26 protein-coding genes and 2 pseudogenes are annotated in these 26290 nt (G+C 56.2%); 8 read left to right on the plus strand and 20 right to left on the minus strand.

The window, feature by feature from the left end:
- Positions 1-17: 17 nt before the first annotated feature.
- The 3 genes from BM216_RS34305 to BM216_RS29220 all read right to left on the minus strand — a co-directional run bounded on the left by BM216_RS34305 (position 18) and on the right by BM216_RS29220 (position 1827).
- Complete coding sequence (locus BM216_RS34305) at positions 18-185, minus strand: hypothetical protein (protein ID WP_177230966.1); 168 nt, start codon at positions 183-185, stop codon at positions 18-20.
- Between the two features lie 165 nt (positions 186-350).
- Complete coding sequence (locus tag BM216_RS29215; protein ID WP_093003262.1) at positions 351-737, minus strand: response regulator; 387 nt, start codon at positions 735-737, stop codon at positions 351-353.
- A gap of 4 nt (positions 738-741) precedes the next feature.
- Positions 742-1827, minus strand: a complete 1086-nt coding sequence (locus tag BM216_RS29220) for an alpha/beta hydrolase (protein WP_093003264.1) — start codon at positions 1825-1827, stop codon at positions 742-744.
- Between the two features lie 437 nt (positions 1828-2264).
- Here BM216_RS29220 and BM216_RS29225 point away from each other — a divergent pair, with 437 nt between their 5' ends.
- On the plus strand, positions 2265-2885 hold the full coding sequence (locus tag BM216_RS29225) for a TetR/AcrR family transcriptional regulator (RefSeq protein ID WP_143102902.1): 621 nt from the start codon (positions 2265-2267) through the stop codon (positions 2883-2885).
- Positions 2886-3245: 360 nt separating this feature from the next.
- Here the strand turns inward: BM216_RS29225 and BM216_RS29230 are convergent, their stop codons facing one another.
- Both BM216_RS29230 and BM216_RS29235 read right to left on the minus strand, forming a co-directional pair.
- Positions 3246-4424 (minus strand): acyl-CoA dehydrogenase family protein, encoded by a 1179-nt coding sequence (locus BM216_RS29230; protein WP_210217082.1) that lies wholly within the window; start codon positions 4422-4424, stop codon positions 3246-3248.
- A 187-nt stretch (positions 4425-4611) separates the two neighbouring features.
- On the minus strand, positions 4612-5295 hold the full coding sequence (locus tag BM216_RS29235; protein WP_093003270.1) for an SDR family NAD(P)-dependent oxidoreductase: 684 nt from the start codon (positions 5293-5295) through the stop codon (positions 4612-4614).
- Positions 5296-5498: 203 nt separating this feature from the next.
- Between BM216_RS29235 and BM216_RS34845 the strand changes: the two genes are divergently transcribed.
- Positions 5499-5861, plus strand: coding sequence for an SDR family NAD(P)-dependent oxidoreductase (locus BM216_RS34845; protein WP_244530384.1), 363 nt, complete (start codon positions 5499-5501; stop codon positions 5859-5861).
- A gap of 681 nt (positions 5862-6542) precedes the next feature.
- On the opposite strand, the gene BM216_RS29245 is transcribed toward BM216_RS34845, so the two are convergent.
- Entirely contained in the window at positions 6543-7187 is a 645-nt protein-coding gene (locus BM216_RS29245) for a TetR/AcrR family transcriptional regulator (protein WP_177230967.1), read from the minus strand.
- A gap of 363 nt (positions 7188-7550) precedes the next feature.
- On the opposite strand from BM216_RS29245, the gene BM216_RS29250 reads away from it, so the two are divergent.
- The 6 genes from BM216_RS29250 to BM216_RS29275 all read left to right on the plus strand — a co-directional run bounded on the left by BM216_RS29250 (position 7551) and on the right by BM216_RS29275 (position 12884).
- The gene (locus BM216_RS29250) at positions 7551-7961 is read left to right on the plus strand and encodes a DUF2147 domain-containing protein (RefSeq protein WP_244530393.1); all 411 of its coding nucleotides are present in this window, start codon (positions 7551-7553) and stop codon (positions 7959-7961) included.
- A gap of 119 nt (positions 7962-8080) precedes the next feature.
- Positions 8081-8725 (plus strand): DedA family protein, encoded by a 645-nt coding sequence (locus tag BM216_RS29255; protein ID WP_093003276.1) that lies wholly within the window; start codon positions 8081-8083, stop codon positions 8723-8725.
- The gene (locus BM216_RS29260; protein ID WP_244530385.1) at positions 8710-9375 is read left to right on the plus strand and encodes a class I SAM-dependent methyltransferase; all 666 of its coding nucleotides are present in this window, start codon (positions 8710-8712) and stop codon (positions 9373-9375) included. Before BM216_RS29255 ends, BM216_RS29260 begins: the two co-directional genes overlap by 16 nt.
- Positions 9376-9492: 117 nt before the next feature.
- Positions 9493-9960, plus strand: a complete 468-nt coding sequence (locus BM216_RS29265) for a (2Fe-2S)-binding protein (RefSeq protein WP_093003278.1) — start codon at positions 9493-9495, stop codon at positions 9958-9960.
- Entirely contained in the window at positions 9957-10649 is a 693-nt protein-coding gene (locus BM216_RS29270; protein WP_093003280.1) for an Isoquinoline 1-oxidoreductase subunit, read from the plus strand. Before BM216_RS29265 ends, BM216_RS29270 begins: the two co-directional genes overlap by 4 nt.
- A 39-nt stretch (positions 10650-10688) precedes the next feature.
- Positions 10689-12884 carry a xanthine dehydrogenase family protein molybdopterin-binding subunit gene (locus BM216_RS29275; RefSeq protein ID WP_244530386.1) on the plus strand — a complete coding sequence of 732 codons (2196 nt, stop codon included), beginning with the start codon at positions 10689-10691 and terminating at the stop codon, positions 12882-12884.
- A 641-nt stretch (positions 12885-13525) separates the two neighbouring features.
- Here BM216_RS29275 and BM216_RS29280 read toward each other — a convergent pair.
- From BM216_RS29280 to BM216_RS29345, 14 genes and pseudogenes are all read right to left on the minus strand, one after another.
- Positions 13526-13639: pseudogene (locus BM216_RS29280) on the minus strand (ATP-binding protein); the annotation flags it as partial.
- Positions 13640-13643: 4 nt separating this feature from the next.
- A pseudogene (locus BM216_RS34850) lies at positions 13644-13898 on the minus strand (IS21 family transposase); the annotation flags it as partial.
- A gap of 1451 nt (positions 13899-15349) precedes the next feature.
- The gene (locus BM216_RS29290) at positions 15350-17062 is read right to left on the minus strand and encodes a DUF2326 domain-containing protein (RefSeq protein ID WP_093003282.1); all 1713 of its coding nucleotides are present in this window, start codon (positions 17060-17062) and stop codon (positions 15350-15352) included.
- Entirely contained in the window at positions 17052-17294 is a 243-nt protein-coding gene (locus tag BM216_RS29295; RefSeq protein ID WP_093003284.1) for a hypothetical protein, read from the minus strand. Before BM216_RS29295 ends, BM216_RS29290 begins: the two co-directional genes overlap by 11 nt.
- Positions 17287-17481, minus strand: a complete 195-nt coding sequence (locus BM216_RS29300; RefSeq protein ID WP_093003286.1) for a hypothetical protein — start codon at positions 17479-17481, stop codon at positions 17287-17289. Before BM216_RS29300 ends, BM216_RS29295 begins: the two co-directional genes overlap by 8 nt.
- Positions 17478-18245, minus strand: coding sequence for an SMEK domain-containing protein (locus BM216_RS29305; protein WP_244530387.1), 768 nt, complete (start codon positions 18243-18245; stop codon positions 17478-17480). Before BM216_RS29305 ends, BM216_RS29300 begins: the two co-directional genes overlap by 4 nt.
- 128 nt (positions 18246-18373) lie before the next feature.
- Entirely contained in the window at positions 18374-19174 is an 801-nt protein-coding gene (locus BM216_RS29310; protein WP_093003402.1) for a TIGR02391 family protein, read from the minus strand.
- The gene (locus BM216_RS29315; RefSeq protein WP_093003288.1) at positions 19171-20673 is read right to left on the minus strand and encodes a hypothetical protein; all 1503 of its coding nucleotides are present in this window, start codon (positions 20671-20673) and stop codon (positions 19171-19173) included. Before BM216_RS29315 ends, BM216_RS29310 begins: the two co-directional genes overlap by 4 nt.
- Entirely contained in the window at positions 20674-21507 is an 834-nt protein-coding gene (locus BM216_RS29320) for a type I restriction endonuclease (RefSeq protein ID WP_177230968.1), read from the minus strand.
- A 14-nt stretch (positions 21508-21521) separates the two neighbouring features.
- The gene (locus tag BM216_RS29325; RefSeq protein ID WP_093003292.1) at positions 21522-22370 is read right to left on the minus strand and encodes a hypothetical protein; all 849 of its coding nucleotides are present in this window, start codon (positions 22368-22370) and stop codon (positions 21522-21524) included.
- Entirely contained in the window at positions 22370-23305 is a 936-nt protein-coding gene (locus tag BM216_RS29330) for a nucleotidyl transferase AbiEii/AbiGii toxin family protein (RefSeq protein ID WP_093003294.1), read from the minus strand. Before BM216_RS29330 ends, BM216_RS29325 begins: the two co-directional genes overlap by 1 nt.
- Positions 23295-24149 (minus strand): type IV toxin-antitoxin system AbiEi family antitoxin domain-containing protein, encoded by an 855-nt coding sequence (locus BM216_RS29335; RefSeq protein WP_348272027.1) that lies wholly within the window; start codon positions 24147-24149, stop codon positions 23295-23297. Before BM216_RS29335 ends, BM216_RS29330 begins: the two co-directional genes overlap by 11 nt.
- A gap of 966 nt (positions 24150-25115) precedes the next feature.
- Positions 25116-25487: a hypothetical protein gene (locus tag BM216_RS29340; protein WP_093003296.1), complete on the minus strand. Its 372-nt coding sequence runs from the start codon at positions 25485-25487 to the stop codon at positions 25116-25118.
- Positions 25484-26290, minus strand: a complete 807-nt coding sequence (locus tag BM216_RS29345; protein ID WP_093003406.1) for a non-homologous end joining protein Ku — start codon at positions 26288-26290, stop codon at positions 25484-25486. Before BM216_RS29345 ends, BM216_RS29340 begins: the two co-directional genes overlap by 4 nt.

The raw sequence follows: 26290 nt of genomic DNA on the forward strand, positions 1-26290 counted from the left end.
GGCCGATATACTCGCCGTCATAACTGAAACTGGCCTGTTTGCTTTCCCGGGGATTTACCCCAGTCGCCTAATACAATATTCGCTGCCACACCTGGTAATCGCAACGGCTCGCCCTTCGCGGTCTTCTTGTCACCCTTGGTATGTTCGGCAGCATGGCGGCGTGCAGAGGTGAGCGCGAATGCCATTGCGACCGTTATGTTCCTCGTCATCGTGACTTTGTTTCCTGTTCTCGTAGTCTATGTCCGACCGCGCGGATGACATTCACCACCCGAACTCCTCTCGAAACCTAATGGCCTCTCCGAAAGACGTCGACCCATGCTGTCTTAAAGGCTTTGAACAAGTCCGCGTCGTCAGAACCCATAAGGGTTCGGTTGAAGCATTTCGAAGGCAATGCGCGCTACTTCTCTGGGGGATATTGGCTTGCGGCAAAGCCGAACGTTTGTATGCCTCTCCAGCGCGATCAGAACCTCGGGTGCGGCCACAACAACAATCGGCAGCCGGCGAATGCCATTGAGGACGCTAGAGCAGCACTCGATATCGACACTGTCGGCATCGACGAGGACCAAGCAAATTTCCGGGTGCTCAATCAGCGCAATACCAGCTGCCGCGGGTGTCGGAGCAAACACCACTGGATAACCCAGCCCGTTAAGCATCAACTCGTAATCCAGAGCGTAATCAGAATCGCGCTCTACGACAAGGACGGGCGATCGCGGAGGCGTTAGAGGAAACTCCGTCATGCTGCTACTCCGTTGATGCTGGGATGACGGCAGCGCCGCCGGTCAGTTGAAAGGAACCCGGCTCGGTCAGCTTGCCCTCTCCAACCCGCCTCGCCATGAGTTCGCGGTAGAGAGGAGCAAGACCTTCGTACCGGTCGTGATTGAGCGGATCGATCGACGTACGCTCAGAGATGTCGATGATCTGCACCCCTTCCTGAACGGCTTGGCGGCGTACCACAGCGCTATCGACGGACAGCGAGCCCAACCTTGGCCTGTCTGTCGCGAGAAGCCTCGATATGTCTAGTGCACGGTCGTCCTTTGTGACGAGGATCACCGGAGCAATAGGCAGCTTTCCGATGGTTCTCATCTGCTGCCGGAACACCTCCTCGTCGATATCGGGTGCCGCCAGAACAAGCTGAAGTGGATGAAGAGCGGTATCGTGCCTGGCGATCTTCAGCTGGCGAACCGCCTCCGTCGCCAGATACGCGCCCATGCTGTGGCCAAGCAGGACGACGTCACCACGCCGACGCCCATTCGTGGTGTCGAGCAGGAGATCGGCGAGGTAGTCGCGCGAGTAGGTCACGGAATCCCGGTCAGCGCCGTATCCGGCGACCGTCCCCACGGAAGGCCAGGAGAACAGGACAGGTACAGCATCGGAGCCTGACGCTTCTTTCATTTGGGCTAGGCGATACAGAGATTCAGGGAAGTTATTGTTGAAGCCGTGGACATAGATGCCGATGCTGGGCATGGCGGCCTGGCCCTTGGTTGAAGCCCGTGCTGCGATCTCTTCTAGGAATTCTGAGCGCGTTAGTGGTTTTCGCTCCACGACCGAGAAGCCGGAGAGACTGTAGTCGATCTTCCCTGCTTTCGCTGCGGGTACTGCTACCCTGAATCTGGAATAGGTGAGCGAAAAAGACTTGTCCGCTGTATAGGTGACGCTGCTCGTCTGCTCTTTGACAGATCGCGTTGTCGCAACGAAGACGGTGACGATTCTCCCCGCCGGTTGGCCAGCTAAGCCAATCATGACGGCGGGTTGGTCAGGCTTTGAGGCGCAACCACCTAAGAAGACAAGGATAGACAGAAGCCAGGCAAATCTCGAATTGAATCGCATTTTTGTAGGGTTCCCAGGCTGCGATGAGTTGTCGGATCTGTAATTGAAAACGGCGGCGACGTAACAGATGGCGTCACGATCTATCAGGTCCGACCAGGCATGTGCCTCTTCCACGGAGACGCTGGGCGCACATCCTGTCTAAGGGCTTTAGAGGGCCTGATCTTTCGCCAGCCGCAGGCTCTGAATGGGAGCATTCGGATCAACCGAGGTCGCATAGCGCGAGAATAGAACGCCTTCAGCCTCGGGTATGGGATGAAGCCTGTCAAAGTGCTTTACTCTCCAACTACTCGTAAAATGGTGCGAAGCTCGACTGCTTTGCGGCGGTCTCAGCACTCGAATTGACCCAGTAGCCCATTCGGACTAACTGCAATGTGGGTGTAGATAGAGTGGAAACTCACCGGTTTCCAGACGCAGTTTCGTTTTTTTTGGAGGTAGTCGTGGAGGGGAGAGACGTAAGATCGAGGCTCATTGAAGCGGCGACAACTGAATTCCTTGCCCGTGGGTATGGGGAAGCAAATGTCGGACGGATCGCAACCGCGGCGGGGATCTCTAAAAAGACGGTCTACAAGTACGTTTCTTCTAAGGAAGATCTTCTGCGCGCTGTGATGCAGGATAAGATCGTCGCGACGCTGCCCGAAATCGGACCGCTCGACCTGAACGAGGCCCCTCGGAAGAGGCTCATTTCCCATTTGTCAGCTTTTGCCGAGCTCGCGTTCTCTTCGGACGGCGTAACGTCCTACCGGCTGTTCATGAGCGAAGGCTTCCGGTTCGAGGGGATGGCGAAGCTCTATGTAGGGTTCATCTCCTCTTTCGCCATCGAGCCGTTGGGCCGCGACCTTAGAGCATACGTCGACGCTGGCCGGCTTTCGCTGGAAGATCCTCACCTCGCTGCCAGAATGTTGGCGGCAATGGTCTTTGCCGATCCGATGCGTGATGCAAGTCTTGGTATAAGCGAGACACCAACCGCAGATGAAGTACGGACGCTGATCGAGACGGCCGTCACGATCTTCTTACTTGGCGCGCAATCCGGCGCGAAAGCGACAGCTGAAGGCATATAGCGATCATCTGCGTGTAAGCTGCTTATGCGCCTTCCGACATTTTAACCACGGGCCACCGGGTCTAAGCGTTAGATGCTAGCCTGTCGTTGAAGACGTGTTTTTGGCCACTACGACTTTAGGCGGCAAGTGGTGCCAATCGAGCGGCTACTCTGAATCTGCTGCATTCATGCCACCACCATCCGATCCGATGATGCTGATGACCGGACTGTAAGATTTCCGCGACGCACTAAGCGTGGCCGTCGATCTCCCTGTTCCAATATGAGGGGAACCGCTCCCTTTGACGGCCTTCCACGCTATCGGCAAGATTAGTGCAGCTCTGCTTCCACGTTAGCATGCGTAGCAATGTCGGTCAGCATAAGTCTATGGAGGGGACTTGAGTTGGTGATCCGTTGCCAAGCGGATGTGCTCCCGTAGCTGCGATGACCAAGCCTCGCCATATGTCCCGAATGCAATCTGCGCGAGCCGCAAGCGCTGTATATCCGATGTTCCCGCTGCTGGGAATGTATGCAGCACGTCGAGCAGATAGCGTTCGATGCTGTAGTCACGTTGGCAGCCCCGTGCCGCAAATATTTCCATGGCGACTCGCGCAGAACTTAGTGCATTCTCAGTGTTGACTAACTTGGCGTTCATCAACTCCGCATCACACTTCTCTCCCCTGTCGAGCATCGCCACAGCCTGATAGGCGATCATACGCGCTGTGCAGAGGCGCGATAACATCTCACCTACCATGGCAGCGATAGTTGGGAGCTTACTTAGAGGCGCCCCGCGGTGCTGACGCTCCTGGCAGAACCGAACCGTGTCATCGAAAATGGCCTGGTGGATGCCGAGTGCAACCGCTGTAAGGTTTGGCCGACCATAAAGAACGCTAGACGAATACGCAACGGAGAGTCCATCTCCCTCCCGACCCAAGCGGTTTTGCTCGGGTACCCGACAGTTATCGAATAGTAGCTCGCCGTAGCTGAAGCCGTGCATCCCGGCTTGATCCCCAAGCTGTCCTGCCGCAAAACCCGGTCGAGTTCGCTCGACTAGGAAAGCGCTTAAACCTCGAGCACCTTGACCAGTGCGCATCACAACGCCGTGAACGTCTCCAATGTGAGAGTTGCCGACGAAGCATTTATGGCCGTTAAGGATGTATTCATTGCTGTCTCGCTGCGCAGTGCTCTGCATGCCGAGCACGTCCCCGCCGCTGTCCCGTTCAGTCACGGCAATTGTGGGTAATGACGCCCCTTTGGCAAAGAGAGGAAGCCATTTCTGCTTCTGTTCCTCGCTTCCGAAGTGGACGACTTTTGCAACACCGAGCTGCGACGCCTGTACCACTGCCCCCAGCGCAGGCCCGCCGTATCGTTTAGGAATAGTGGCACCAATCCATCCTAAACTAGCGATATGTCTGGTTAGATCATCGATTAATTTAACGTTCCTGCCGAACGAGGATACCCATGGTCTTACATGCTGCTCCGCGAAGGTTCGTACTTCCTGGCGCAGTGATTCATGTATCTCGTTTTCGAAAATGCTCGTGTAGATCCTTCGGGCGGATGACAAGCCCATTCATTCCTAACAACGTCCTGACCCGGCGTATTGTAAAAAGGGACGGGGCGATCGTACGTAATTGACTTTATCCAGCTCTGTCATCGGGGTCGGAGACGAGCACTTGCAACTACTATTCTTCGCGATGATTTGCGGCGGGCCCGCCCTGCAGACTGACGTAATCATTAAATATTGCATTCACTCACCAGCTAAGTGTGGCGCCCTCATAATCAAGAAAGAAATGTCCATCAGGCCTTTCTGCTTGTATCACGTTTATGAGGCCAGTAGCGCTTTGCTCTGGAGTTAGAGGGGCATCCATGCCGCCCATGTCCGTCTGCACCCAGCCGGGATGAAGATTTAGAACCGTGATCCGCCGCTTTTCTGCAACCTCGAGGTAGAAATCTCGACTCAAAGAATTCAAAGCAGCTTTAGTGGCGCGATAAATTGGCATCGCACGCGTGTCATAACCATTCAGTGAGGCCATTGCGGAGCTCGTGAACGCTAAGATACCGTTCGGTCTCAAAAGATGCACAACTCGCTTAGCGAGTTTCACCGGTCCAATAGCATTAACGAAAAACAATTCCGACGATTCGTCCCTCGTGACGTCGGATGTTTCGACGCGAGGATTGCCGAGTGTTCCTGAGTTTACATGAATGAGATCAAATGAACAGCCGCTAAGCTCTTCAGCGAAATGTCCTACACTGAGTGGATCCCCTATATCAACATGCCTATGTGAGCGTGATGCATCTGTGAGCGTTCTTCCGCCTGTGCGGCTTGCTTCGGTAACGCTCCATCCCCTAAGTTTAAGCTGAGAGACGAGTTGCTTACCAATCCCTCGAGAGCCGCCAACAATCAGCGCAGCCTTTACGCGCGGATCTGATAGCATGAGTGTGCCTCCTTAGCCTTGCGCTGCATTCGCTTATTTCAAACCGTCCGGCGTACAGCTTCTACGGTATCGGTGTTCATACATGTTAAGCATCCCGCCGAAACAGGAAGATACTATACGGTATAGTATACAAGTCAGCTGTCAAGTGGTCCTATCAGGGATCGTTTTCGACCTTGGGGTTGCCCATACAAATAGATTGGCCCATGTCGACGGCAATTATCAGCGAGCGACTCGAGTCGCACGTCCAGCGGGCTGTTCCTCATGCGGCTGTGCGGTTCGAGACGCTCGATCTTGCAGATCTCTCCCCAATTGCCTCCTTCGCCCGATATATGAAGGACAGCATGGGAAGTCTGGACCTTTTGGTGAACAATGCCGGCATCATGGTGCCACCGAACCGACAGCAAACGCGAGACGGCTTCGAGCTGCAGTTCGGTACGAACGACCTCGGGCATTTTGCATTGACCGCTCATCTGATGCCACTGCTTTCAAAAGGGACGGATGCCCATGTCGTCACAGTGTCCAGCGTCGCAGCCCGCGGGGGAGATCAATTTCGACGACATCAATAGTGAAAAGCAATATCGTCCTGGAGGCGCCTACAGCCAGTCGAAACTTGCCTGCTTGATGTTTGCGCTCGAACTTCAGGAACGAAGCCGAGCCGCCGGGTGGGGTGTCTCAAGCATCGCAGCGCATCCCGGGATTTCTCGGACGGATCTGCTGCACAACGCGCCCGGACGTAAGAGCTTGCAGGATTTGGCACGAACTTTCCTCTGGTTTCTGTTTCAACCCGTCGCGCAAGGGGCGTTGCCGCAGCTACCCGCAGCAACGTCGAAGGAGGCAAAGCCAGGCGGCTATTATGGTCACGATCGCCTTGGCGAGATACGCGGACATCCGCAGCCGGGACGCATCCCGCCACAGGCTCTCGATCGTGTCGCTAGTAAGCGACTTTGGGACGTCTCTGAACGTATGACCGGTCTCTTGTGATCCGACTACGAGCGCTCGAAGGCCCAGAACCGAATCATCGTGAAGAAGGTCAACTTACGTATCCGTCAGGGTCGGCTTCGGCCTTCGCTGCCACGAAGGTTCGGAATGGATCTCATGGCGTCGTAATTTCCCTGGCTCGACGCAGGGATTTTCGCTCTGTCTCGGCTAATTCGAGCAGTAGCGAGTTCCGTGTGGTCCATCTCAAGCTGTTGGAAGAAAGGGCGAGAATTACATGGTTAGTGGTTGCAGCAGTGTATGGGCTACGATCATGCGGTTGACGCTAATCCACTCAGAAAAAACCGAACTGCAAGCCGAACCTGTTCGATATCTCTTTTGCCCCCTGAGACGGATGGGTGGTCTTGCGAGGGAATTCGAGCCTCCATCAAGGCGGCAACTCGTTGTGGGCCGGTCGCCATATTCAGCAGGTAGCTTGCGAGTACACCGGCAGACTGCAGCATGTCGCTTTCGTAAGATGAAGAGGTGACCTTGAACCGGGCTTCCAAAAACTCAGCGATCACTTGCTCCGCGCCGATGATGACTTTTTCGTGGAGCAATCGACCAAGCTCGGGCAGGCGGTCTGCTTCGCTCATGACAACCCGCTGTAGCAAGACAGGTCTTCGCCAAGTCGACAAATCGCTGAACTGATTGATGAATGTTACAAGCTCATGTTCTGGATCGCCGTCTGGATCGATTTTGGGAAGTTCACTCAGAAACCATTCAATCGCTTGCGAGATTGCTGCACGGAACAGAGCTTCCTTATTTCTGAAGTGCGAATAGACGGTCCGTTTTGTCGTTCCAGCAGCAAGAGCGACTTCGTCCATCGACGCGTTTTCGTAACCGCGTTCGGTGAAAACAACGAAAGCGTTGTGCAGTATGCGCACTTCCAATGGCAGGCCAGTCAAGTCTTTCATAACGAACTCCGATGATCCGCCTCTATGCATCACAATTAGCCCGCTTGACAACGGCGGCTCAGGTAAACTATACGGTATAGTATACATAGGAGCCGTCCGGGAGACAATGTGGAAAATGGCTCGGTTCGGGCCTCGTGGGCGGTGGTGCTCTCGGATCGTGAGGCAGTCCCGACATGGAGCTCGTACACGGCCCGGGAGGCTTTCTGGAGCCCGCGTCAACCGGTCTACGGACGGCGCAACCCGGCCGATGGCCCAGTGCTAGCGAAAGCAGATCTGCACAGAGCAAAAGGAGTATTTATGAGATCGTTGAACAGAGCCACCTTCCTTCGCACATTGCTTTTGACCTTGGCAGTGACAATCTGGATGCCATCGCTCGTCAGTGCCCAGCAGACTCCGGGTGCAGCAATACTAGGCACTTGGGCTACTCTGGACGGCCGTCTCGTGGTCGAATTTTACGATGCCGGGCCGGCTTACGCAGCGCGCTTTATATATGGCGATCTCATCGTCGAGGCAGACGGGAAAACGTTGAAGAAGGACCTTAAGAATCCTGACCCTTCTCTTCGGTCCCGATCACTAGCGGACGTAGACTTTGTTTCCGGACTCGTATGGGACGTCAGCGAACGTCGCTGGGAGAATGGTGTCGTATACCAAGCCAATGCCGGCCGCACGGGTTCTGCTCACGCAACGGTAGAAGGTGACACACTGAACCTGCGAGCTTATCGCGGACTGCCGGTCGCCGGGCGGACGATCGTGTTCAAACGTCGACCCGGGTGAATAGCTGCGCTCTGGGATCGGAACCGAGTTCCGCCATCTATCGCGGCTTAGCGAGCCGCGATGCCCGCTGATTGCGTTCAAACGATACGAGACTTCGAAGAAACGGAGAAGGACTAACAATGGAAATTGATCCCATTGGCGTGGTCATGCGATGGATTAGCATCTACGGCCTGATCGGACTATTCGTTGCCGCTCTTGCTGAACGCTTTGTGCCGGTAATCCCATCCTATGGACTACTTTTGTCTGTTGGAATCAGTGCATCGGACGGATCTTGGCCAATGCCTGCGGCCATAGCCGCTACATCGATCGGAAGTTTCTGCGGCTGCGCTGCATGCTTCTATTGCGTCCGAGCCTTGGGTAGCGAGCGCGCGATGCGCGTTCTGCTGTCGGCCAGTGGCTGGTTCGGGGTTTCAGCCGATCGGATCGAGAGCCTAATAGCGTCTTTTCAACGCAGCCAGACAATGCTGGCTTTCGGCATGCAACTGGTTCCGACAGTAAGACTATTCGCGCCCGTCTTGGCCGCCCTTCCACAAAGCCATCCGCAGAGATTCTTGCTCGCCTCGGCTGCAGGGATAATGACCTGGAATGGTCTGTTCGTCGGCATAGGTTTTGTTGCCTCGCATAAACTCGAAGAGGTCAACACAACGACGCTCGCATGCGCTGTTCTTGGATGCGTGCTTCTTGTGGAGTTTGTCGCCCTGAGGATCAGCCGGACGATTCATGCCAGCCGCAAAGAAGGAAGCGTGTCGTGCCAAAATTCCTGACGCAAGCGTGGAACTGCAAGGACCCGAGGTCTAAGGCGCTGGATCCTTCCACGTCCTCTAGTGCCGCTGAGGCCGTGAGTTTCTTTCAGGCATGGCTCCGAAACCCATTACGCATAGCTGCCATCGCGCCGTCGGGTTCCGCTCTTGCCGGTCTTATCACCGCAGAGATATCTGCGGAAACCGGTCCTGTTATCGAGCTCGGCCCCGGAACCGGATCATTTACCCGAGCGCTTATCTCCCGCGGCGTTTTGCAATCCGAACTCGCATTGATCGAGTTTGAACCCCGGCTTGCTACTTCTCTTCGTCTTCGTTACCCGCGAGCAACGGTTCTGCAGATGGATGCCTCGCGGTTATCTTCCATCAAGCTCTTTGACCAAAGGCCCGCAGGAGCGGTCGTCAGTGGTCTACCATTATTGTCGATGGCACCTCGTCAAACAACGAAAATTCTCGCGGCGTCTTTTTCAAAAATGCAGCCTGGTGGTGCATTCTACCAATTTACCTATGGCTTTCGGTGTCCCGTCCCGACAAAAGTATTGAACCGGCTCAACCTCAAAGCCGAACGGATCGGATGGGTTTTCTCCAACCTTCCTCCTGCCGCTGTGTATCGCCTAAGCAGACCGACAACCGACTCGGCGCTCGGGGCTTCATAAGTTTGGACGCGTGACGCCCAGCTGCCTCTCGCCAGATGAAAATCGGCGAGCGCGGAACGAAGAACGCAGCCGGGCCCACTAGAAGGCTCTAATCACATTATGAGAGGACCAATCGCCATGTCGTTTGTGCTTTCAGTCAATGACCAGGCCCATATCATCGAGGATGACGGTGAGACGCCGTTGCTGTGGGTACTCCGGGACAGGCTAAACCTGACCGGGACCAAATACGGTTGCGGCATCGCGCAATGTGGCGCCTGCACTGTCCATCTCGATGGCCAGCCCAAGCGTTCCTGCTCCATCCCGTTGAAGGCAGCAACCTCGTCGCAGATAACGACCATCGAAGGTGCCGAGGGCGAAGAGGTCACCGCCCTCCGGAATGCCTGGGGTGCTCATGACGTGCCACAGTGCGGTTTCTGTCAGTCCGGGCAAATCATGAGCGCGGTCGCTTTATTGCGTCAGAACCGGACCCCGACAGATACCGACATTGACCATGCGATGAGTGGCAACCTTTGCCGATGCGCGACCTACAACCGTATCCGCGCCGCCATTCACGATGCCGCTGCACAACTAGGTCAACCGGCATGATGGCGCGCTTGCCCACGCTCTGGACCTGGCGTCGCCGCCTGCGGGTCGGATTGCTCTGCCTACTTGCTTTGATAGCAGTGGTGGGGGCAAGCGGCCTCATTTACGCGCTGTACCCAGCAACCATGCCAGAGACCGGACCGCTCCATTCCAGGCTGCTTCCAGCAGAATTTGAACACTTGCGGTCGGTAGCAGATTTTAATGGAATTACCGATCCGGCCAGCCGATCCATCGCATTTTTTGAAGAAGCCGGCCGTGTAATTGAGCATCCCCGGTGCCTGAATTGTCATCCGCGTACCGACCGGCCCACGCAAACGGATGACATGCGACCTCACACGCCCTGGGTGACAAGAGGTGAAGATGGCGGCGGCGCGCCGACACTACGTTGTAGCACCTGCCATCAAGCGGAAAACTTTGCAGCCTCCGGCGTGCCTGGTAATCCGAAATGGAAACTTGCCCCCATTGAGATGGCCTGGCAGGGCCAGACACTCGGCAACATCTGCAGGCAACTTCTGGACCCGACGCGCTCGCATATGACGCGCGACGAGCTGCTGCACCATGTGATGGAAGATGAACTCGTTGGGTGGGCATGGCACCCGGGGGGCAATCGCCAGCCCGCGCCTGGTACTCAGCAGGAGTTTGGGGCGCTGATCAAGGCGTGGCTCGATACCGGCGCGGTTTGCCCTCAGTAAGAAGTCGCAACAGATACGGATATCAAGAGGAGACCGCCTGTGACAGATCCGGCTGCAAAGACCCCCCGCTTCTCGCTGACACGACGTCGGCTGATCCTTGGTGGATCGTTAATTGGCGGAGCGCTTGTCGTCGGCTACGTCGCTGCCAACCCGATGCAGGTTGCCGGTGCAGTCTTGCAAGGCGGCGGCGCCGATCCGGATCCAAGTGCGTTCGGACCTTTTATTCGCATCGCAGCTGATGGATGGGTAACAATCGTCAACAAGCAACAGGAGCTTGGCCAAGGGATCCACGCCGGGCTGGCCGCGATTGTCGCCGAAGAGCTGGATGCGGATTGGGATAAGGTTCGCGTCATCGACGCGCGCAGCAATTTTCGCGCTTACGGCGTGCAGATGACGGCGGGCTCGAATTCCATCGCCAGCAATTGGGACCTGATGCGAAATGCGGGCGCCGCGGCGCGCTCTATGTTTGTCGGCGCGGCAGCGCGGAGATGGGATGTCCCCGTTGCTGAGATCCATGTCCGAGACAGTGTTGTGTCTCATCCAGCCTCAAACACCGCGGCAACATTCGCCGAACTTCTTGCCGAGGCGTCCCGTGAGAAACCTCTGCAGTCCCCGGTGTTGAAACAGGTTCACGATTACAGGCTGATTGGTTCAGACAGAGTGCGTCGTAAGGACAATCTTCCAAAAAGCACAGGGGCGCAGATCTATACGCAGGACGTCCAGCGCCCGAACATGCTGGTCGCAGTGGTAGCCCACAGCCCCCGATTCGGGGGCAAGCTCGCCCAGTTCGATGCGTCGGACGCACTGAGCGTGAAGGGTGTCGTAGACGTTTTCGCGATCGAAACCGGCGTTGCAGTGTTGGCGGAAACAACCGTCGCGGCGATGCAGGGGCGTGCCGCCCTCCGCGCCGAATGGACCGACACCAACGCTGAGACGCGCTCCACGGACGATCTGGTGCAATACTTTCGAGACACTGCGGCGGGCGGCACGGACGTGGAGCCAAGCGAGTTTCAGACGATGGGGGAGGGATACGACTCGCCCTTCGATGGTGAAGTTGCCGAGTTTTCGTTCGACTTTCCGTATCTTGCACACGCCCCCATGGAAACCATGGACTGTGTCGCAGAGGTGAACGGATGGGACGTGTCGATTACATCGGGGGCACATCTGGCAACGATTGACCAGGTGCAGTCGGCTTTAACAGCGCGGACCGTACCGGGCAAGGTCGATATCGAAGTCTTACCCTCTGGTGGATCGTTCGGCCGTCGGGGTAACATGAGTTCGGACTACCTGGTCGAGTGTGTCCGTATTGCCAAACGGGTTGAAGGCCGGCCAATCAAGTTAATGTGGACGCGGGAAGATGAAATGGCATCCGGCTATTACCGCCCAATGTCGCATCATCGTGTCTGGGTTCAGCTGGGGTCGGACGGGTTTCCGACACGGTGGCGCGTTCACATTGTCTGCCAGTCATTGCTGCCTGTCGGGCCGAATTTTACTGCGACGGAAGGCATCGCCCATTCACCTTACTTCACAACTGCGTCGACGGTTGACGGCAAGATATTCACGCCCAAGTTCCCAGTTATCGTCGGTTTCTGGCGCTCCGTTGGCCATTCCCATACCGCAATGGTGATGGAGCACGTTATCGACCAGCTTGCCCGCCGCGCTGGTCGTGATCCGGCTGACTACCGACGTGTATTTTACGAAAAGGCAGCCGATTCTCGGCGGCTTGCAGTGATGGAGGAGCTATGTCGCAAAGCGGATTGGGGTAAGCCACTTGAAGCTGGCTGGGCGCGCGGTCTGGCAATCCACGAAGCGTTCGGGACCGTTGTTGGCCAGGTTGCCGAGGTTCGGATGATGGAAGAAAGACCGGTAGTGCGACGTGTGATCTCGGTCGTTGATTGCGGCATTCCCGTCTCGCCAGACCAGATCACGGCGCAAATGGAAGGTGGAATCGGGTTCGGGCTTTCCGCCGCTTTGTACGGGGAAGTGACTCTGCGAGAGGGGCTAGTCCAGGAAATCAACTTTCGTCACTACCCCATCTTACGTATGAACGAGATGCCAGCGGTCGAAACTCACATCATTCCTTCCGTCAACAAACCCACGGGAATGGGTGAGCCGGGTGTGGCACCGATCGCACCAGCGGTCGCAAACGCGGTGCTAGCATTAACGGGTAGGGCAACGGAACGGCTGCCATTCTTAAATCGAGCCGCTCGAAACAGTGCCGGTTTCTCACTGTAGACAGATCCGCTCCACTCATGTGCAGGATACAGAGTCGCGGCGACGATCCGCGCCTTTTCGTCATCCGACCAGTTACGCGGCTTGCGTCGTTTTCGCACGGGCTTGGTTGATCGCACTGAACAGGACCCGCCCTTTACCGCATAACCTCGAATTATTGCGCCCGACTACTCGCGGTTGCGAGTACTTAAAGCTACCCTAGGTATGCTTGACAGGGTGCAGCGGCTGCTCAAGGCAATCTGTCTTTGAAGCTTTCTCCACCTGGGATGAGCAGACCGATTCGCTGAACTGAGGTAAGGATTGACGATGGACCTGGTCGCGGAAAATGAAGAGCTCAAGCGCCGACTTGCACTGGCGGAGAATGCCCTTTGCGACCAAGGGGCCTTGGAGAGAGCTGCCGGCGCCTCCGACCAAAGGTACCGGACGCTCTTTGCCCGATCGACGAAGGTTTCTGCATCATCGAGGTGATCGGTGGCGAAAGCGGCGAGCCCCCGACTACCGCTTCCTTCAGGTCAATGCCTCATTCGAACGCCAGACTGGGCTCGTCGATGCCGTCGGCAAGCGGATGCGGGAACTGGCCCCTAACCACGAAGTGCATTAATTCGAGCGCCATTCGTGGATTGCCCAAAAGTTCGAGTGATGTGTCAAGCTTTGCGCGGCAGATTTCGTCGTAAGCTTTCTCCGCTGAGGTCGATGCGATGGGCGTTGTGGACGAGACGATCCAGGATGGCGTCGGCATAGGTGGGGTCACCGATGACAGACGGTGATACGCGTCTCTACTTGCTCGCGGGCAAAGCGATAGGGAACGGAGTAATAATGCCGTTCGATCTCGACGTGGTAATCCAACCCGGCACGCCGGATACGCCATTCGGCGAAGACATAGCGCTCGACAGGCAAGGGCCGCAGAGCCGGACGATCGAGTTCCTCGAACAATTGACGCCGCGTGCAATTGACCCGACGCAAGACCCTGATGTCGTTGAGGTCACGGAGCAATTCCATGATCGCCGCATTGACCTCACGTCGTCGTCCAACGGCCACGAAAGCCCTGCAGCCGTCGCCCGCCGCAGCGTCTCGCGCACCGTAGACGGCGCTGCCCCGACCCGAACCGCAATCGATTTATGGCCCAGTCCTTGCTCGGCCCGATATCTCAGTATCTCGCGGACACGCCGCATCTCCAGTCTCTCCGCAGGCATCCCGTTCCTTCCCCATCACCATCGACGGAAGGAACTTCACACCGGCAGAACACCCACGCCACACCCCATCCGAAGGGGGCGGCATCATCTCGGAACAAGGGGGCGACTAATTCTCGGAACTGGGGGGCGAGATCATTTCGGAATCAGGGGGCGGATTGCCTCGGAATTTGCACATGAACTGCCAGTCGACTGAGCTCCTCAAGGCCGGCCTGGATATGATCACGGTCCTCTCCACGGCCGTCTCTGTACATGAAGGGCCCGCAAGTCGGCTCTGCGTAGTAAGGGCGTATGTCAAAGAAGGTCTTCAGCCATCCGGTTCTTGTTAGCAAATAAAGGCTGAAGCCGACACCACTTATGTATCCCGAATCTCCCCACCATTTCCAACGCGCTGCACCTATAAGATGCCGTCCTTTGTGTCTGACGAGAACGCAGCTCTGTCCGTTTTCGGATCGTGGGCGAGCATGCGGACTAGAATTTATGGGCGCTGCGCGCCAGTCCCGCCGCCGCTCGTAGTGTGGTTCATAGCGTTGGAAATAGGAGGCTGGAAGCATAGGCGGAAAGAACGGTCGTTCGCGCGTCGATACGGCGGACCGCTCCCAACTTGTCCGCCATTGCGAGAGCTCGGGGAAGGCAAGGAGTTCTCTCGGATAAGGGCGGGCTTGCGTCTGGCCCGCTTCCAAGTAACCGTATGGAAGTGCTGCGCCCGGAAAGATTTCCCGGAACTCCGTGGGGAAGTCGAACGATTGCTGGAGGCTCTGGTACGTTCTTCCAGCGAACGCTCTGGCCAGTTTTTGCTGGATCCTTGCGGTTTTCAGGGGCGTGGAATTCGACTGGCTGAGCATTTCTGCCAGTTCCCTACAGCCATGCAAAAGTCGCTCGCCGTCGGCACTACTCGTTAGCGGGAGCAATATCTCCGCCAGATCTTCTGGATCTACAGCTAACGATGATGAACGCGCCGAGAGGCCGCGTTCTATTGCGAGCGCCGCCGATTTAAATGCAAATTCTGAGCGTAAAAAGTCCATGTGCGATTCCTGAACAATCGCGACTGGCAGAAGGCACCGTTGTCATGCCAGAACGCGAGTTCCGGAATTATGCGTAAGTCCGTTTCACGGATTTACCGTCCCCTTACGGGTGGTGCCGAGTTGGGCCGTGTCCCAGCTGACAAGATCAGCGAATCGGATGATACCGTCGTTCATGACAGACGACAACTGCCGTCGATTATCGCTTGGCTGTTCGTAGGTCCTAATTGTGCCCCTGATCCGAGTTGGATGGGCGTTAGCCGACCTCCTGGTAATGTGTTTTCAGGAAGCGATTGCTCTTCGTAAAGGTCGCTACAACGCTGCGCTCAAGCTCTTCGTACCAAACCTCGTCTCGACAATGCTGGACGCGGTCGAGATTGAGCGTAAGAATGTATTGCTGCCCGTCATCAAATGGTGCGCGGGTGAGAATAAATTCCAGGCTCTTTTGAAGCGTGTCGTCGTCGACGTCAAAGATGTTGTCGTGCACCAGAAGGCCCGGATGGCGGGCCTTGGTGAAGTCGTTGAGTAGCAGCGCGATGTCGTAAATGAAAACTTTTTCCCGCTCGACGCTATGGCTGCCGTCATCGTCAATGCGCAGGACGATCTCTACTACCTGTTTTTTCGTGGTTGTTCGGACTTCGAAAGAAGCTCTTCGGTTTCCTTGAATGAACTGATGGATGAGAAGGATGGTTTTCTCGAAGGAGCGTATCCTATCATCTGCGATCAGGATGCTTTCCTGAAGGCGAAGTTTCTCCTTCTCGATCTGGGTTTTTTTCGCCTGTTTCTCAACCAACAGCTGATCATACCGACTGAAGAAGCCCTTCAGCTGTCCGAGCTCGTCACTCTTGGCCTGAAACGAGGCGTACGTCTGGCGGAGGTTGCGGAGCTGGCCCTCCTGGTCGAGTACCGAAACAAGCTTCGCATAACGCCGGTCGAGTTCGGCCAGCTGCTTGTTGATGTCCCTGATCTCCACCTGCAGGACTTTCGACTTCTCATCAAGCAGATGACGTTGGAACTGCTCGATCTTGGCTTTGAAAGCCAAGACTTCGTCAAGCTCGCGAACAATGCTGGTGCCAAGGCCGCTGCGCATCTGGTCGTAGAAGTCCCGCACCTCATTGGTATCGATGTTTGGCTCCACGGCGATAGGCGCCAAGCTGGCAGAGCGCCGCGCAAGGACTTCCTTCCGGCTGCGCAGTTCGGCCATTCGATCCTCGATATCGAGGATCTCGCCTTTTACGATGTCATAAGCCGGCGAGTTTTCGAGAGCATCAATACCCTCGCGTATCGCCTCCACCTCCTCATCCAGCACGTTGAGATCCGACCTGGCTTCGTCGAGGTTCTTTTGGCGGACGAGTTGCACGCTGTCCTTGATGCGGCCCTCCTCAGTTCCGATTGCATCAAGCTCCTTCTGGATGTCCTTGATGACGCGATAAATTCCGAGATCTATTCCCAGCAACATCAGGTGCGGTGCATAATTATCCGGAATTCGGAACCTCGTATCGAAGCAGGAGACAATCGATTTGAACTCGGAGCGCTCATCGCGGATCAGCGGCCCCAAGATCTCGCGAAATCCCACTGGAGGGGTTTTGCCATCGGGGAACATGCGGCTGGTAAGGAATTGAGTAGCATCCTCGATCTTGGCAAAGTTGGTCTCCTGACCGTCCAGAACGATCCGAGGACGTTCTGAATGTTCAAGAGACCTTTTGATTGTGTAGCGTGAGCCGTTCATGCGGAAATCGACGCATATGAAGATGGACGGATCGAATGTTGCTTTAGGAATCTTGGCGACCCGGCTTTCGGATTTCCGCTTGAGCAAAGCAAAGTTTAACAACTCGATGCAAAGCGACTTGCCGACGCCGTTGTTTTTCGAACTGGTGTCATCACTCTCGCCAAGAATGACATTCACGCCGGCATCGAAGATGACGGGTTCAATTGTTGCTGGCTCTGTGTAGAGGCGGTCAATCTGCATCGCGAGCAATCAGGTATGGTTCTTCAAAGTCAAAGAGACCAGCGGCGTAAAGGAAGGTCAAACCGTAAAAGAACGAGTTGGACGAGAACCAGGCTTCTCGCTTGAAGTGATCTACAACGTCGAAGATGCTGATGCGGCTTTTGCCGGACTTTTTAACAAATCTGGCGATCTGGAAGCCGACCATGACAGGCGATTTGTCGAGGGCTTCATCCTTGAGGAATATATTAGCCATGGACTGCCCGCTTGTTGGGGAACACGTTGCAAGCGATCAGTTGGCCGATGAGGTAATAACGCACCGCACCCTCGTCAAATGCTATGTCGCTTGTGCCCAGCCGCCGGACTACCTTCTTAACCATCAGGTCAAGCGCAGCCTTTGGGTTGCCGCCGCATTCGTTTAACAGGCGGTCGCTCCAGTTCATAAGATGGACCTGGAGCTTGCGGATTTTACATGGCCGAGGTCGCTGTGCCGATTTACCTCGGCTAACGTTCTGCCATAGATCTCGTGAAGATTGACGTACTGGCTCTCCAGAAAATCCGCATGGTCTGCAAATCGGTCATGGATTTTCTGCTCAGGGTCGGGGTCTTCGCGGTTTTCGCCAGCCGACAGATCCCCATCCGCAGTGCTCAAAACCTCAATCACGCGCATGAGCGTATGAACTTCGTTCGACTCGCGCGGCACAGCGATGTGTAATTCATCGCGGAGCAGGTCGAAACAGCGCTTCAGCTTGTCGAGGGGCAGATCTGCGATTTTCCGTAGTAGTTCTTCGACGTCCCAGACATCATCGACAAGTGACATGGAGAAACCCGCATTACTCTCCAATGTTGATTCCCGGTATCGAAGCCTCTCGCCAATAATCAGAACGACGAGGCGGTCGTACTTTCTGTCGAGGCCGCCGTCTACGAAGCCGCGGTGCGTATGCTTGATTTTGGCAAGGTCAGGAGTAGATGTCACCTGTATCGCGATCCGCTGGTCTTCGTCAGCCAGGTCGACCGCGCTGGCGTTCTTTTCAATAATATTGATGTTCTTGAGATCGTACCCCAGCACCAGATTTAGGAAATCGCGAAAGAACGTCTCCGCATGGATGTTGATATCCTGCAGATTGAGACTGTTGAGCTGCGCGACGGACACCCGCAGATGCGTAAGATAGTGGTTGATACCACTTATGAGCATAGCGCGGTTCATGATGAGACTGCTTTCCTGTTTAAGTTGTCAGCCTATGCACTGATCCGATGGATGACCATCCCAAAGTATGGACGCCGTCACTGAAAAAGATGCGTGAGCCAAGAAGCAGAGTTCGAGCATAAACGCCTTCAAACCCGGGGCGGCATGATTGCCGCGTCGATGCGGCGGTGCATCAGAGACACCATTGAAAACAGGTCCTCCGCATCCTCTTTCGGCATCTGCCAGCGGATCCTTGGCGCGTGGGCTGTGGTGTTGCGAAACATGCTGAATGTCCCTTTTACAAGGCTTGAGAACCCACGTTGCTCGCCTTTCTGGCTTTCGCTCTTGAGTTCATTTATTGCCAGCATTGGTACGTCCCCGCTAAAGGCGCGATCGACAAGCACGGCGCCGTCGTCCGTTAGTCCCGTACGTTGCCGAATCTTGTCAGCGACACTTTTTACGGCCTCGAGAACAGCGTGGAAATAATTATCCGCAAGCAGTTCTTCGCGGCAAAACCAAAGCACATCAGGGTGAACGCCGCGGCTTGTCAGATCGGACCTCAACTCTAACGCTCGGCGTGTTGCTTGCGAAAGTGTCTCGGCGGCATCGACGGCGGCGAGCTCACCTGAAGCCTTCACAGCCAGCCCAGCAAATGCCAAGGCGCGGTTAAGATTGAGCCTCATCGGTTCGAAACGTTCCGGATCTCTGGCGAAGCGTTCAGGCTTCATCGCCTTGCGTATGAAGGCGATGATGTGGGTTCGCTGCTTACGACTGTTCTGGTCAGAGGCGAAGGCGTTGTACAGCCTGTGACGCTTTGTCATCTGTGGATCAGTATCAACTATTTTCACTGTTGCCAGCAGGTGACCGATTTCGGAGCCGGTCAGGCCGTAGTCGGTATCACCCAATGCATCAGCGATCGCCTGGAGTTGAGATTGCGTGAAGGTTTTCATGTGCACCCCATGAGCGCGGGGCGAACGCGATTGACAAGCACCGCCGTAGCCCAGGTCGAGAGTTCTGCATCGGTCGAGCGCGTGGCCATTTGCAATGCGATGTCGAGCCGGGCTGTGAGATAGATGCTGTCGACTTCCATCGCCGCGGCGATGAAGGAATCGCGAGCTTCCAAGGGCTCGGTCGATAGATATCTCAGCATCGATTGGGTGACAGCCTCTACGACGCCGGCGTCATGACATATGAATTGGCCTCCGCCTTCACCGTCATGAACCGGCAGGGATTCGGCGAGCATATCGTTGCGCGATTGCCGCAACACGAAATCCGCAGTGCCGACAAGCAACAAAGCCTGAGGATCGAGCCGGTGTTGGCCGCTTTCGGTCTCGACCGTTAAGCGGCGCGATGCCAATTGTGAGAGGATTTGCCATTCGAAGGCGTTACCAATGGATTCGCCGGGATCGTCTTCGGTGTCGATGGTGTGTTCTTCACCGTCGATCGTCAGGACCACAGAGCCGTCTTCCTGGGGGCGCAGCTCTAAATCGCCGACACCTTCGACCCAGCCTTGCAGGTGCTGGCCGGGATGTATCTGCTCTCTAAACGGCGTCATGTCGGCAAGTGCTCGAAACAACGGATACGGCAGGTCACGATTCACAGCGCCGAGATCCAAAAAAGCCTGAGCGGCAACGATGTCACCAAACAGAAAATTACTTGCAGCGCCGGCAAGCCACTCAGCTGCATCGACCGGATCATCTTCTACGCGCTCTCGTAATTCGATCGCCCAAAGTCGGGCCAATTCGCTTGCCAGCAGCTCGGGGAGGGTCACGTTCAGCATCGGCGTGTTCTCGGCCGTTATCGATGGATTGAGGTAACCGCTCCGGATTAACCATTCGGTATCAAACGTGGACAAACGGCCTTCGAGCGTTTCCCGTCGAACGAAGTAACGACCCATCAGCTGGAGAGCCATCGAGTATGGCTTTGATTGATCCTGGGCATCCAGAACAATAGCTTGAGCAATGCCACGGAATCGGCGCCTGAGTTCAGGGTCCTTAAAATCGGCTCGCGCCTGAGCTATGATTTCTAGTCCGGGAACGGCCGGAAAGATCGCAGCACCTTGTCGCTTCCGTTTCGCTCCAAGCACACGGGTTGCCATGGCCTGCAGGAGCCACGCACGGCGAAGGTCCGGACTGTGCTCTCCTCCATCCATTATACCCATGCCGAGTTCTGCGAGGGTGTTCAGCGCCATCTCGTATTCGCGATCGTCAAGGTCATCGACGTGAACAATCGCCGCGTGACGACCAATAACAGATTCGCGACGGCCATCCGAACTGCTCATCACGCGTCGCGTTGCGTCCTCATCCAGACCGGCAACCAATCGCAGGCGGTCGCCGAACCTGCTCGACAGCATGTCCTCGATCACTCGCACATCGTCACGGTCTTCCGGATCGAAGCGGTCTATGGCGAGTATCAGAGCCGGTCCATCTCCCCTAGAAATCTGACGCACTCAGTTTCGCGCCGCTTCTGGATCAACCGGCCAGTCGAGTGTGTCTGAAAGTAGGTCGGCAATCTTCCGAAATATCTCGCTTGCCCCGCAATCAAGGAACAATCCACCCGCATCTTGAGCATCCACGAGGCGGACAAGTTGCTCCAGGACGTTAGTCTTACCGGTGAGAGGAGGTCCAGAAACGATTACCAGTCGTGACGTTTGAAACTCGTTCACGACTTGCTCCGTCGCTCGGCGGAAAATCTTCAACGGGCCAAAGGGGCGGCGAGGGTAGTCAGTTGTCGCGGTTAACTCGCTTATGGCCGTCGCCGAAGCAACAGCAACAGCCCTCGTCCAAATCTGCGGGTCAGTTCCCATCAGGGTGGAAATCGCGTCGTCGCGGTCGCCTGCCGCGACCTTTCCCGCGGACTTCATCAAAGCTTCGAACGCCTTCTCGTCAGGACTTTCTGCTATGAAGGGCTGACCAGAGAAAGTTTCGATGATCTGCATTTGATCGCCATTGGTCGCGACGACTAAAGGCGCCATGACGGGCAACAAACGAGCATAGGACAGGCCCTGCTTGCCATCGTCGTCGGCCACCGAGATATCGGGTCTCTTCAGCTCCAGAATGGCCAGCGGCTTGCCATCCAGCACCAAAAGGATGTCGGCACGTCCTCGTTTGATCCAGCTTTCCCGTCCTTTGGCGGTGATCGTCGCATGCCCTAAGCGGATAGTAAATTCGATCTGATGTTGGATGGCCGCTGCGTTAAGGCGTGGAAATGCCTTCTCGATCGCTGCGGAGATAGCTGTTTCGAGATCGTATTCTGTCTGCTTTTTATCGGAATCGTCGCTCACGGATGCTCCAATATCTAAGCTACGTGCCGGCTAAGGCGTTCATGTTCAGCGATCAGGAAGGTCAAGTAGCTGCGGATTAGGTTGCAGTAGAGCCGTGCCTCATCAATCCCGAGCGCAAGGCCCTCTTTAAGGTCGACTCCGTGACGAACGCCGCCACCTGTCGGGGATGACAGATACCCGTGCAGCGTCATCATCCACTGAAGGATCTGCTCCTGGTGTCCCCGGCCGCGCTGACGCAGTTCCCAGATAATTTTGTTGAAGTATCGGCCCTGGATGGAACCGTCCAATATCTGTTCGCTGCGGAACGCCGTGGAGATCGTTTCCAGCAGCCAAAGGACCTCCTGAACAGCCTGGCGGCCGTTGCCGCCGCTAAGTGCGCGCTGCGACGCGTCAAGAGATTCGTTGATGAGCGCCTGCGCCTGAACGTCAAGCGACGGAGGTGAGTCCGGGACGAAGATGGGGATGTGGGCGCGTGTGGCGACCAGCATGGGAGGATCAAGCTGATAGCCGGCGTCAGCGTCAGCAAGGATACGATTGATCCGCCCGGCATCCGGTATCACCATCGCCGGATTACGTGCGCGAAGTTCTTGGCAAGCGTCCCAGAATGCTTCGATGAAAACGGGTGCGTTTTCGCCGGCGTGTAACATGTCTCGGTCGAGATCCTCCGAGGCGAACCGGTCGTTGGTGCTAGGCCAATATTCCGCACTGGCTGCTGCGCAAAAGCGAGCTTTGAAAAACTCGAGGATAGCCTTGCGCTGTCCTTGTCCACAAATACGATTGATGAGATCGCGAAATGCCTCTCGGGCGGCTGGTTCGATTGGGCCGGGACTATCAAACCGCCAATTGCCGTTGAACTGAAGCATCAGGACAGTCCTCCGATGTTTGACTGCAGCGCTTGGATCTCTCGCCGTTGCTCTGCATGTTTTTCTGGGTTCTGCGCCTTCAGCTTTTCGAGGTTGAGAACTTTCCAACGGACGGCCGGCAAATCAGCCGCTTGTGGCAACCCGATTGCTTCGAAATCTGGTTTGCCGTCGTGGAGTGAGAGCAGAAATCGCATGGCGTCGTCGTCGAGCCGCGCAAGAAGATCGGTCGTCAGTTGCTCTCTAGCGGCTTTCAGCTCATCGAGGCTGATGGGCTGCGTCGTCATCCCCTCGAACTCTTTAACGAATTCTTCTTCCAGCGCTGCAAGCGAAGGCCTGACCAGCTCATGGGGCGGCCGCCCGGAACTTGCAACGTAAATCAGGAAGGTTCGAAACAGCGCACCGGTCAGTCCCTCGTTTTCATAAAGCAGCTTAACATCGAACAGGTCGCGGGGATGTTGCCGGTCAACTGCTGCATGAAGCTTGCCGCCAAACAGGTCCTCGAAGGAGACGACTTGCATTTCGGCGAACCCGAACGCTTCTTCGACTTTCTCGCTCACCCGTCGTCGTTCCGGCGGATGAACGGTGCCCCTCGCGACAGGAGAGGTCTCCACCTTGATTTCGGCGTGGCCCTGCCGGACCAAGAGGCGGGTATCATTGTTGCCGCCGCCAGCGATTCTCTGAACGCTCGCACCTCGCAGATTACGCAAAAGGTCTTCGCGGATATGATCCAAAATACTGTCAATGTTTTTCAGAGTCGTTTCACGGTCTTCGATAGGCAGATAGGTCAGATCGATATCGACCGAGAGTCGCGGCATGTCGCGATAGAAGAGATTGATCGCCGTTCCACCCTTCAGGGCGAAGGCCTCGTGGCGGGCGATGAATGGAAGGGTCCGCACCAGAAGGTCGACTTGGCGCATGTACTGGTCACGGGCCATACGAGGCCTCCTTTGGCATCAGGTCATTCGGGACTGTGATGCGATAGATGGGGTGCAGCCGACCGCCCGGTGTCAGCGCCCGGTCGCCCTTGCCAAGATTGACGGAGGAGATGTCGATGTGCCGGCGCCAGGCATGATTGTGCTTGTCAGCAAACACGAAGAAGAGGCGTTTGGTTTTGACGCTTCGGCATAGGGTAAGGAGCTTCGTCAATAATCTAGGGCGCAGATTGGCAAGGCTCTCGAACGCCACGTCCACCTTGTGGAAGCTTTCGCCATTCGGGACTTCGTCTAGCATTTCAAGGATCGCGCGCTCGGGTGAGGACATCGGCATTGGCCAACGCCACGGGCTTTGTGCCAGCTCTGGATCCTCATCGTTGGAAAGGTCGAAATCCGCGTTTTCGACGCCGGTTGTCCCTTCACCGAACAGGACGTTACTCCTGGTCTTCACATCGGCGTCCGTCCGCAGCTTCGATAGCCATGTGGGGATATCTGATCCGTAGAGATAGAGGGCAAATTCGCCGCCGAACGAGAGGTAATGAGCATGTCCCCGCAAGGAGAGGGAACTTGCCCCTCCGACATGGAACTCATGCCGCATGAGCCAGACGGCTGAGAGCAGAGGTATCTTCCAGCCTCCGACAGCTTCCGGGTTGATGTCTGAGGAGAATGGGCGGCGGTACACGCCTGACGTGACCGGCTCAAGCCACCCCTGCTTGAGATAGCCTGACACGGATTGTCGCGAGATAGCATGGCGGGCCATCCACCTCGAGTCCACCAGGAAGCCGGGTGGAACTTGTTGAAGAAGGCGCTTTAACTTGCTCTCTGGTTGTCCATTCATGTTAGACATTGTGTCGCAAGATCAAAGCATAGGCAAGCTTTACCAGACGCCGAATATGTCAATCAAAAATTGACTTTTATAAATCGTTGCAAAGCCGGTCATGATTTAGATGCTCACAAACAGAAGAGCTGCATTGGCCGGATCGTTGGGGCTGGGGAAGGGAGCTTGGCCAGTCGCACGAGGTGTATCACCGACGGTCAGATCCCCCAGAGTTGAGCTTCTAGAAATTGTCGTCCAACAACCAAGGAGAATTGGTAGGGCCGACAGGCCCTAAAAACTGCGCAACAAAAAAGGCCGGGGCGAATTCGCACCGACCTTCTCATGTCGCTCCTCATACCAGTGCCAGTACGTCCGTGGTCAAAAGCAGAAAGCGACTTCGGCTATCGCGAACATCCCTTAGGACACTCACCAGCGATGCCTGTGCACTGTAGATAGCCACTGATTGTGTTCGTTTCAAGTTCGCTCCGTTAACACCAGAGAACTTTGAAGCAGCGCATATCAAGATGCCGCTCTTGAGATTGCCGCCCGCATAACTATTTCGAGTCGAAACCTCGACCTGGAGCATCGAGATGGAAGAAGATATCCTACGCCTCTTCGCAGACGCCGACATTGAGATCCTGCCGCCGGAGACCGTTTCGGCCGATCTGGCGACGCCTCCATGCGCCTGTTGCGGACGGCCCGCGTCGACCGAGGAAGACTGTTACGGGATCTGCGAGGAATGTCTGTTGCCATGATCGTCTCGGCATGAGCTTCACGCCGGGGCATATTTACTTGGAGGTGGTGACCCTTGATCGCTCTCCTGCGACGAGAGCATCTACCAACGCCTTGGCTCGATCCAGGCAAACAAGCGGCCCTTCGACTACTGTCGAGCGAGGCTGCTTCTCCTGGAGGTCAATTACTCGGTTGCTTCCCGGGCCGGTGATCACCGCGAAATGCGAACTTGGACTGTAGATCGCGACACGATATCCTTTGTATTCATGCACCGTGGCTGGCATCGGCCGGCTCCTGCCGAATTGCGCGTGGCGAACGACGTCGCGATGAGATCGGTTCGCTGTGCAGTTCAAATGTCCTTGGCGACGAAAGGACCGTCGCCTCCGTCACCCAGACCTTGCCATCGATGTCTTCACCCCGGCGGATCGCAGCTGCGGCCAGGTCACGATAATACTCGGCAAAACGGACGAGCCGTCGAAGCGACATTTCCGGCGGGGATGCCGTGGCCTTGATGGCTTCGCACGTGACGATCACAAGCCAGACGGATGCACCGTCGGTCACCGCCATCTGACCGTTCTCGAAATACAGGAAGGGTGCGGGGTCGCAGAGCTGGATTTCGCGGTCGTTCGACATCATCCCGCCTTCCTGCTTTTGAGTTCGTCGGCGACGCTCTTCCGCAGGGCGTCCATGATGTTGATGACGTTGGAGGCCGGGGCTTCCTTCGCCTTCGCGGTCTTCTTTTTCGGCTTTAGAGCCTTCTTCTTCTCCTCGATCAGCTTGAGAAGGTTTTCCTGGATCGGATCGCTGACCATGTCGGGTGACCAGCGTTTTATCTTCTTCTTGATCAGTTGCTGCACAAGCGGCACGAGATCGGGATCGGCCTCGTCGTCGATGTCCTCGAAGTACGCCTCCTCGGGCCGAACCTCGTCGCCGAAACGCAGGGACCACAGGACGATACCTTCGTCACGCGGTTCCAGCACGACCGCCTTCTCGCGTCGGCCGACGACGAGCTTCGATATGCCGACGACCTTGTCGGCCTCCATCGCATCCCGGATGACGGCGAACGCTTCGTTGCCGACTGCGTCGTCCGGCATGAGATAGTGCGGCTTCTCCAGGTAGACCCACTCGATGGATTCTGCCGGGGCGAACTTCTCGATATCGATGGTTTTCACGGTGTCCAGAGCGACCGCATCAAGGTCGTCTTCCGTCAGGATCACATAGTCGTTTTCGCCACGGGCGTAGCCCTTGGCCTCGTTACCGTCTTTCACGGGTTTGCCAGTCACGGAGTCAATGTACTGCGAGACGACCCGATTCCCGGTCTCCTTGTTGAGCGTGTGGAACCGCACCTTCTCGGATTCCGACGTCGCCGGGCTCATGTTCACCGGGCAGGTCACGAGCGAAAGCTTGAGATAGCCCTTCCAGTAGGGACGCGCCATGAT

This window comes from Rhizobium sp. NFR07, from assembly GCF_900111905.1.
Lineage (GTDB): Bacteria > Pseudomonadota > Alphaproteobacteria > Rhizobiales > Rhizobiaceae > Neorhizobium.

Excerpts from the sequence above, each read along its gene's own strand:
- BM216_RS29250 (WP_244530393.1), top strand. The coding sequence starts at position 7,551 with ATGCCATCGCTCGTCAGTGCCCAGCAGACTCCGGGTGCAGCAATACTA.
- BM216_RS29270 (WP_093003280.1), top strand. The coding sequence starts at position 9,957 with ATGATGGCGCGCTTGCCCACGCTCTGGACCTGGCGTCGCCGCCTGCGG.
- BM216_RS34845 (WP_244530384.1), top strand. The coding sequence starts at position 5,499 with ATGTCGACGGCAATTATCAGCGAGCGACTCGAGTCGCACGTCCAGCGG.
- BM216_RS29255 (WP_093003276.1), top strand. The coding sequence starts at position 8,081 with ATGGAAATTGATCCCATTGGCGTGGTCATGCGATGGATTAGCATCTAC.
- BM216_RS29330 (WP_093003294.1), bottom strand. The coding sequence starts at position 23,305 with ATGGCCCGTGACCAGTACATGCGCCAAGTCGACCTTCTGGTGCGGACC.
- BM216_RS29235 (WP_093003270.1), bottom strand. The coding sequence starts at position 5,295 with ATGCTATCAGATCCGCGCGTAAAGGCTGCGCTGATTGTTGGCGGCTCT.
- BM216_RS29305 (WP_244530387.1), bottom strand. The coding sequence starts at position 18,245 with ATGAACCGCGCTATGCTCATAAGTGGTATCAACCACTATCTTACGCAT.
- BM216_RS29325 (WP_093003292.1), bottom strand. The coding sequence starts at position 22,370 with ATGCTTCAGTTCAACGGCAATTGGCGGTTTGATAGTCCCGGCCCAATC.
- BM216_RS29265 (WP_093003278.1), top strand. The coding sequence starts at position 9,493 with ATGTCGTTTGTGCTTTCAGTCAATGACCAGGCCCATATCATCGAGGAT.
- BM216_RS29340 (WP_093003296.1), bottom strand. The coding sequence starts at position 25,487 with ATGATGTCGAACGACCGCGAAATCCAGCTCTGCGACCCCGCACCCTTC.
- BM216_RS34305 (WP_177230966.1), bottom strand. The coding sequence starts at position 185 with ATGGCATTCGCGCTCACCTCTGCACGCCGCCATGCTGCCGAACATACC.
- BM216_RS29220 (WP_093003264.1), bottom strand. The coding sequence starts at position 1,827 with ATGCGATTCAATTCGAGATTTGCCTGGCTTCTGTCTATCCTTGTCTTC.
- BM216_RS29215 (WP_093003262.1), bottom strand. The coding sequence starts at position 737 with ATGACGGAGTTTCCTCTAACGCCTCCGCGATCGCCCGTCCTTGTCGTA.
- BM216_RS29335 (WP_348272027.1), bottom strand. The coding sequence starts at position 24,149 with ATGTCTAACATGAATGGACAACCAGAGAGCAAGTTAAAGCGCCTTCTT.
- BM216_RS29245 (WP_177230967.1), bottom strand. The coding sequence starts at position 7,187 with ATGAAAGACTTGACTGGCCTGCCATTGGAAGTGCGCATACTGCACAAC.
- BM216_RS29310 (WP_093003402.1), bottom strand. The coding sequence starts at position 19,174 with ATGAAAACCTTCACGCAATCTCAACTCCAGGCGATCGCTGATGCATTG.
- BM216_RS29295 (WP_093003284.1), bottom strand. The coding sequence starts at position 17,294 with ATGGCTAATATATTCCTCAAGGATGAAGCCCTCGACAAATCGCCTGTC.
- BM216_RS29300 (WP_093003286.1), bottom strand. The coding sequence starts at position 17,481 with ATGAACTGGAGCGACCGCCTGTTAAACGAATGCGGCGGCAACCCAAAG.
- BM216_RS29290 (WP_093003282.1), bottom strand. The coding sequence starts at position 17,062 with ATGCAGATTGACCGCCTCTACACAGAGCCAGCAACAATTGAACCCGTC.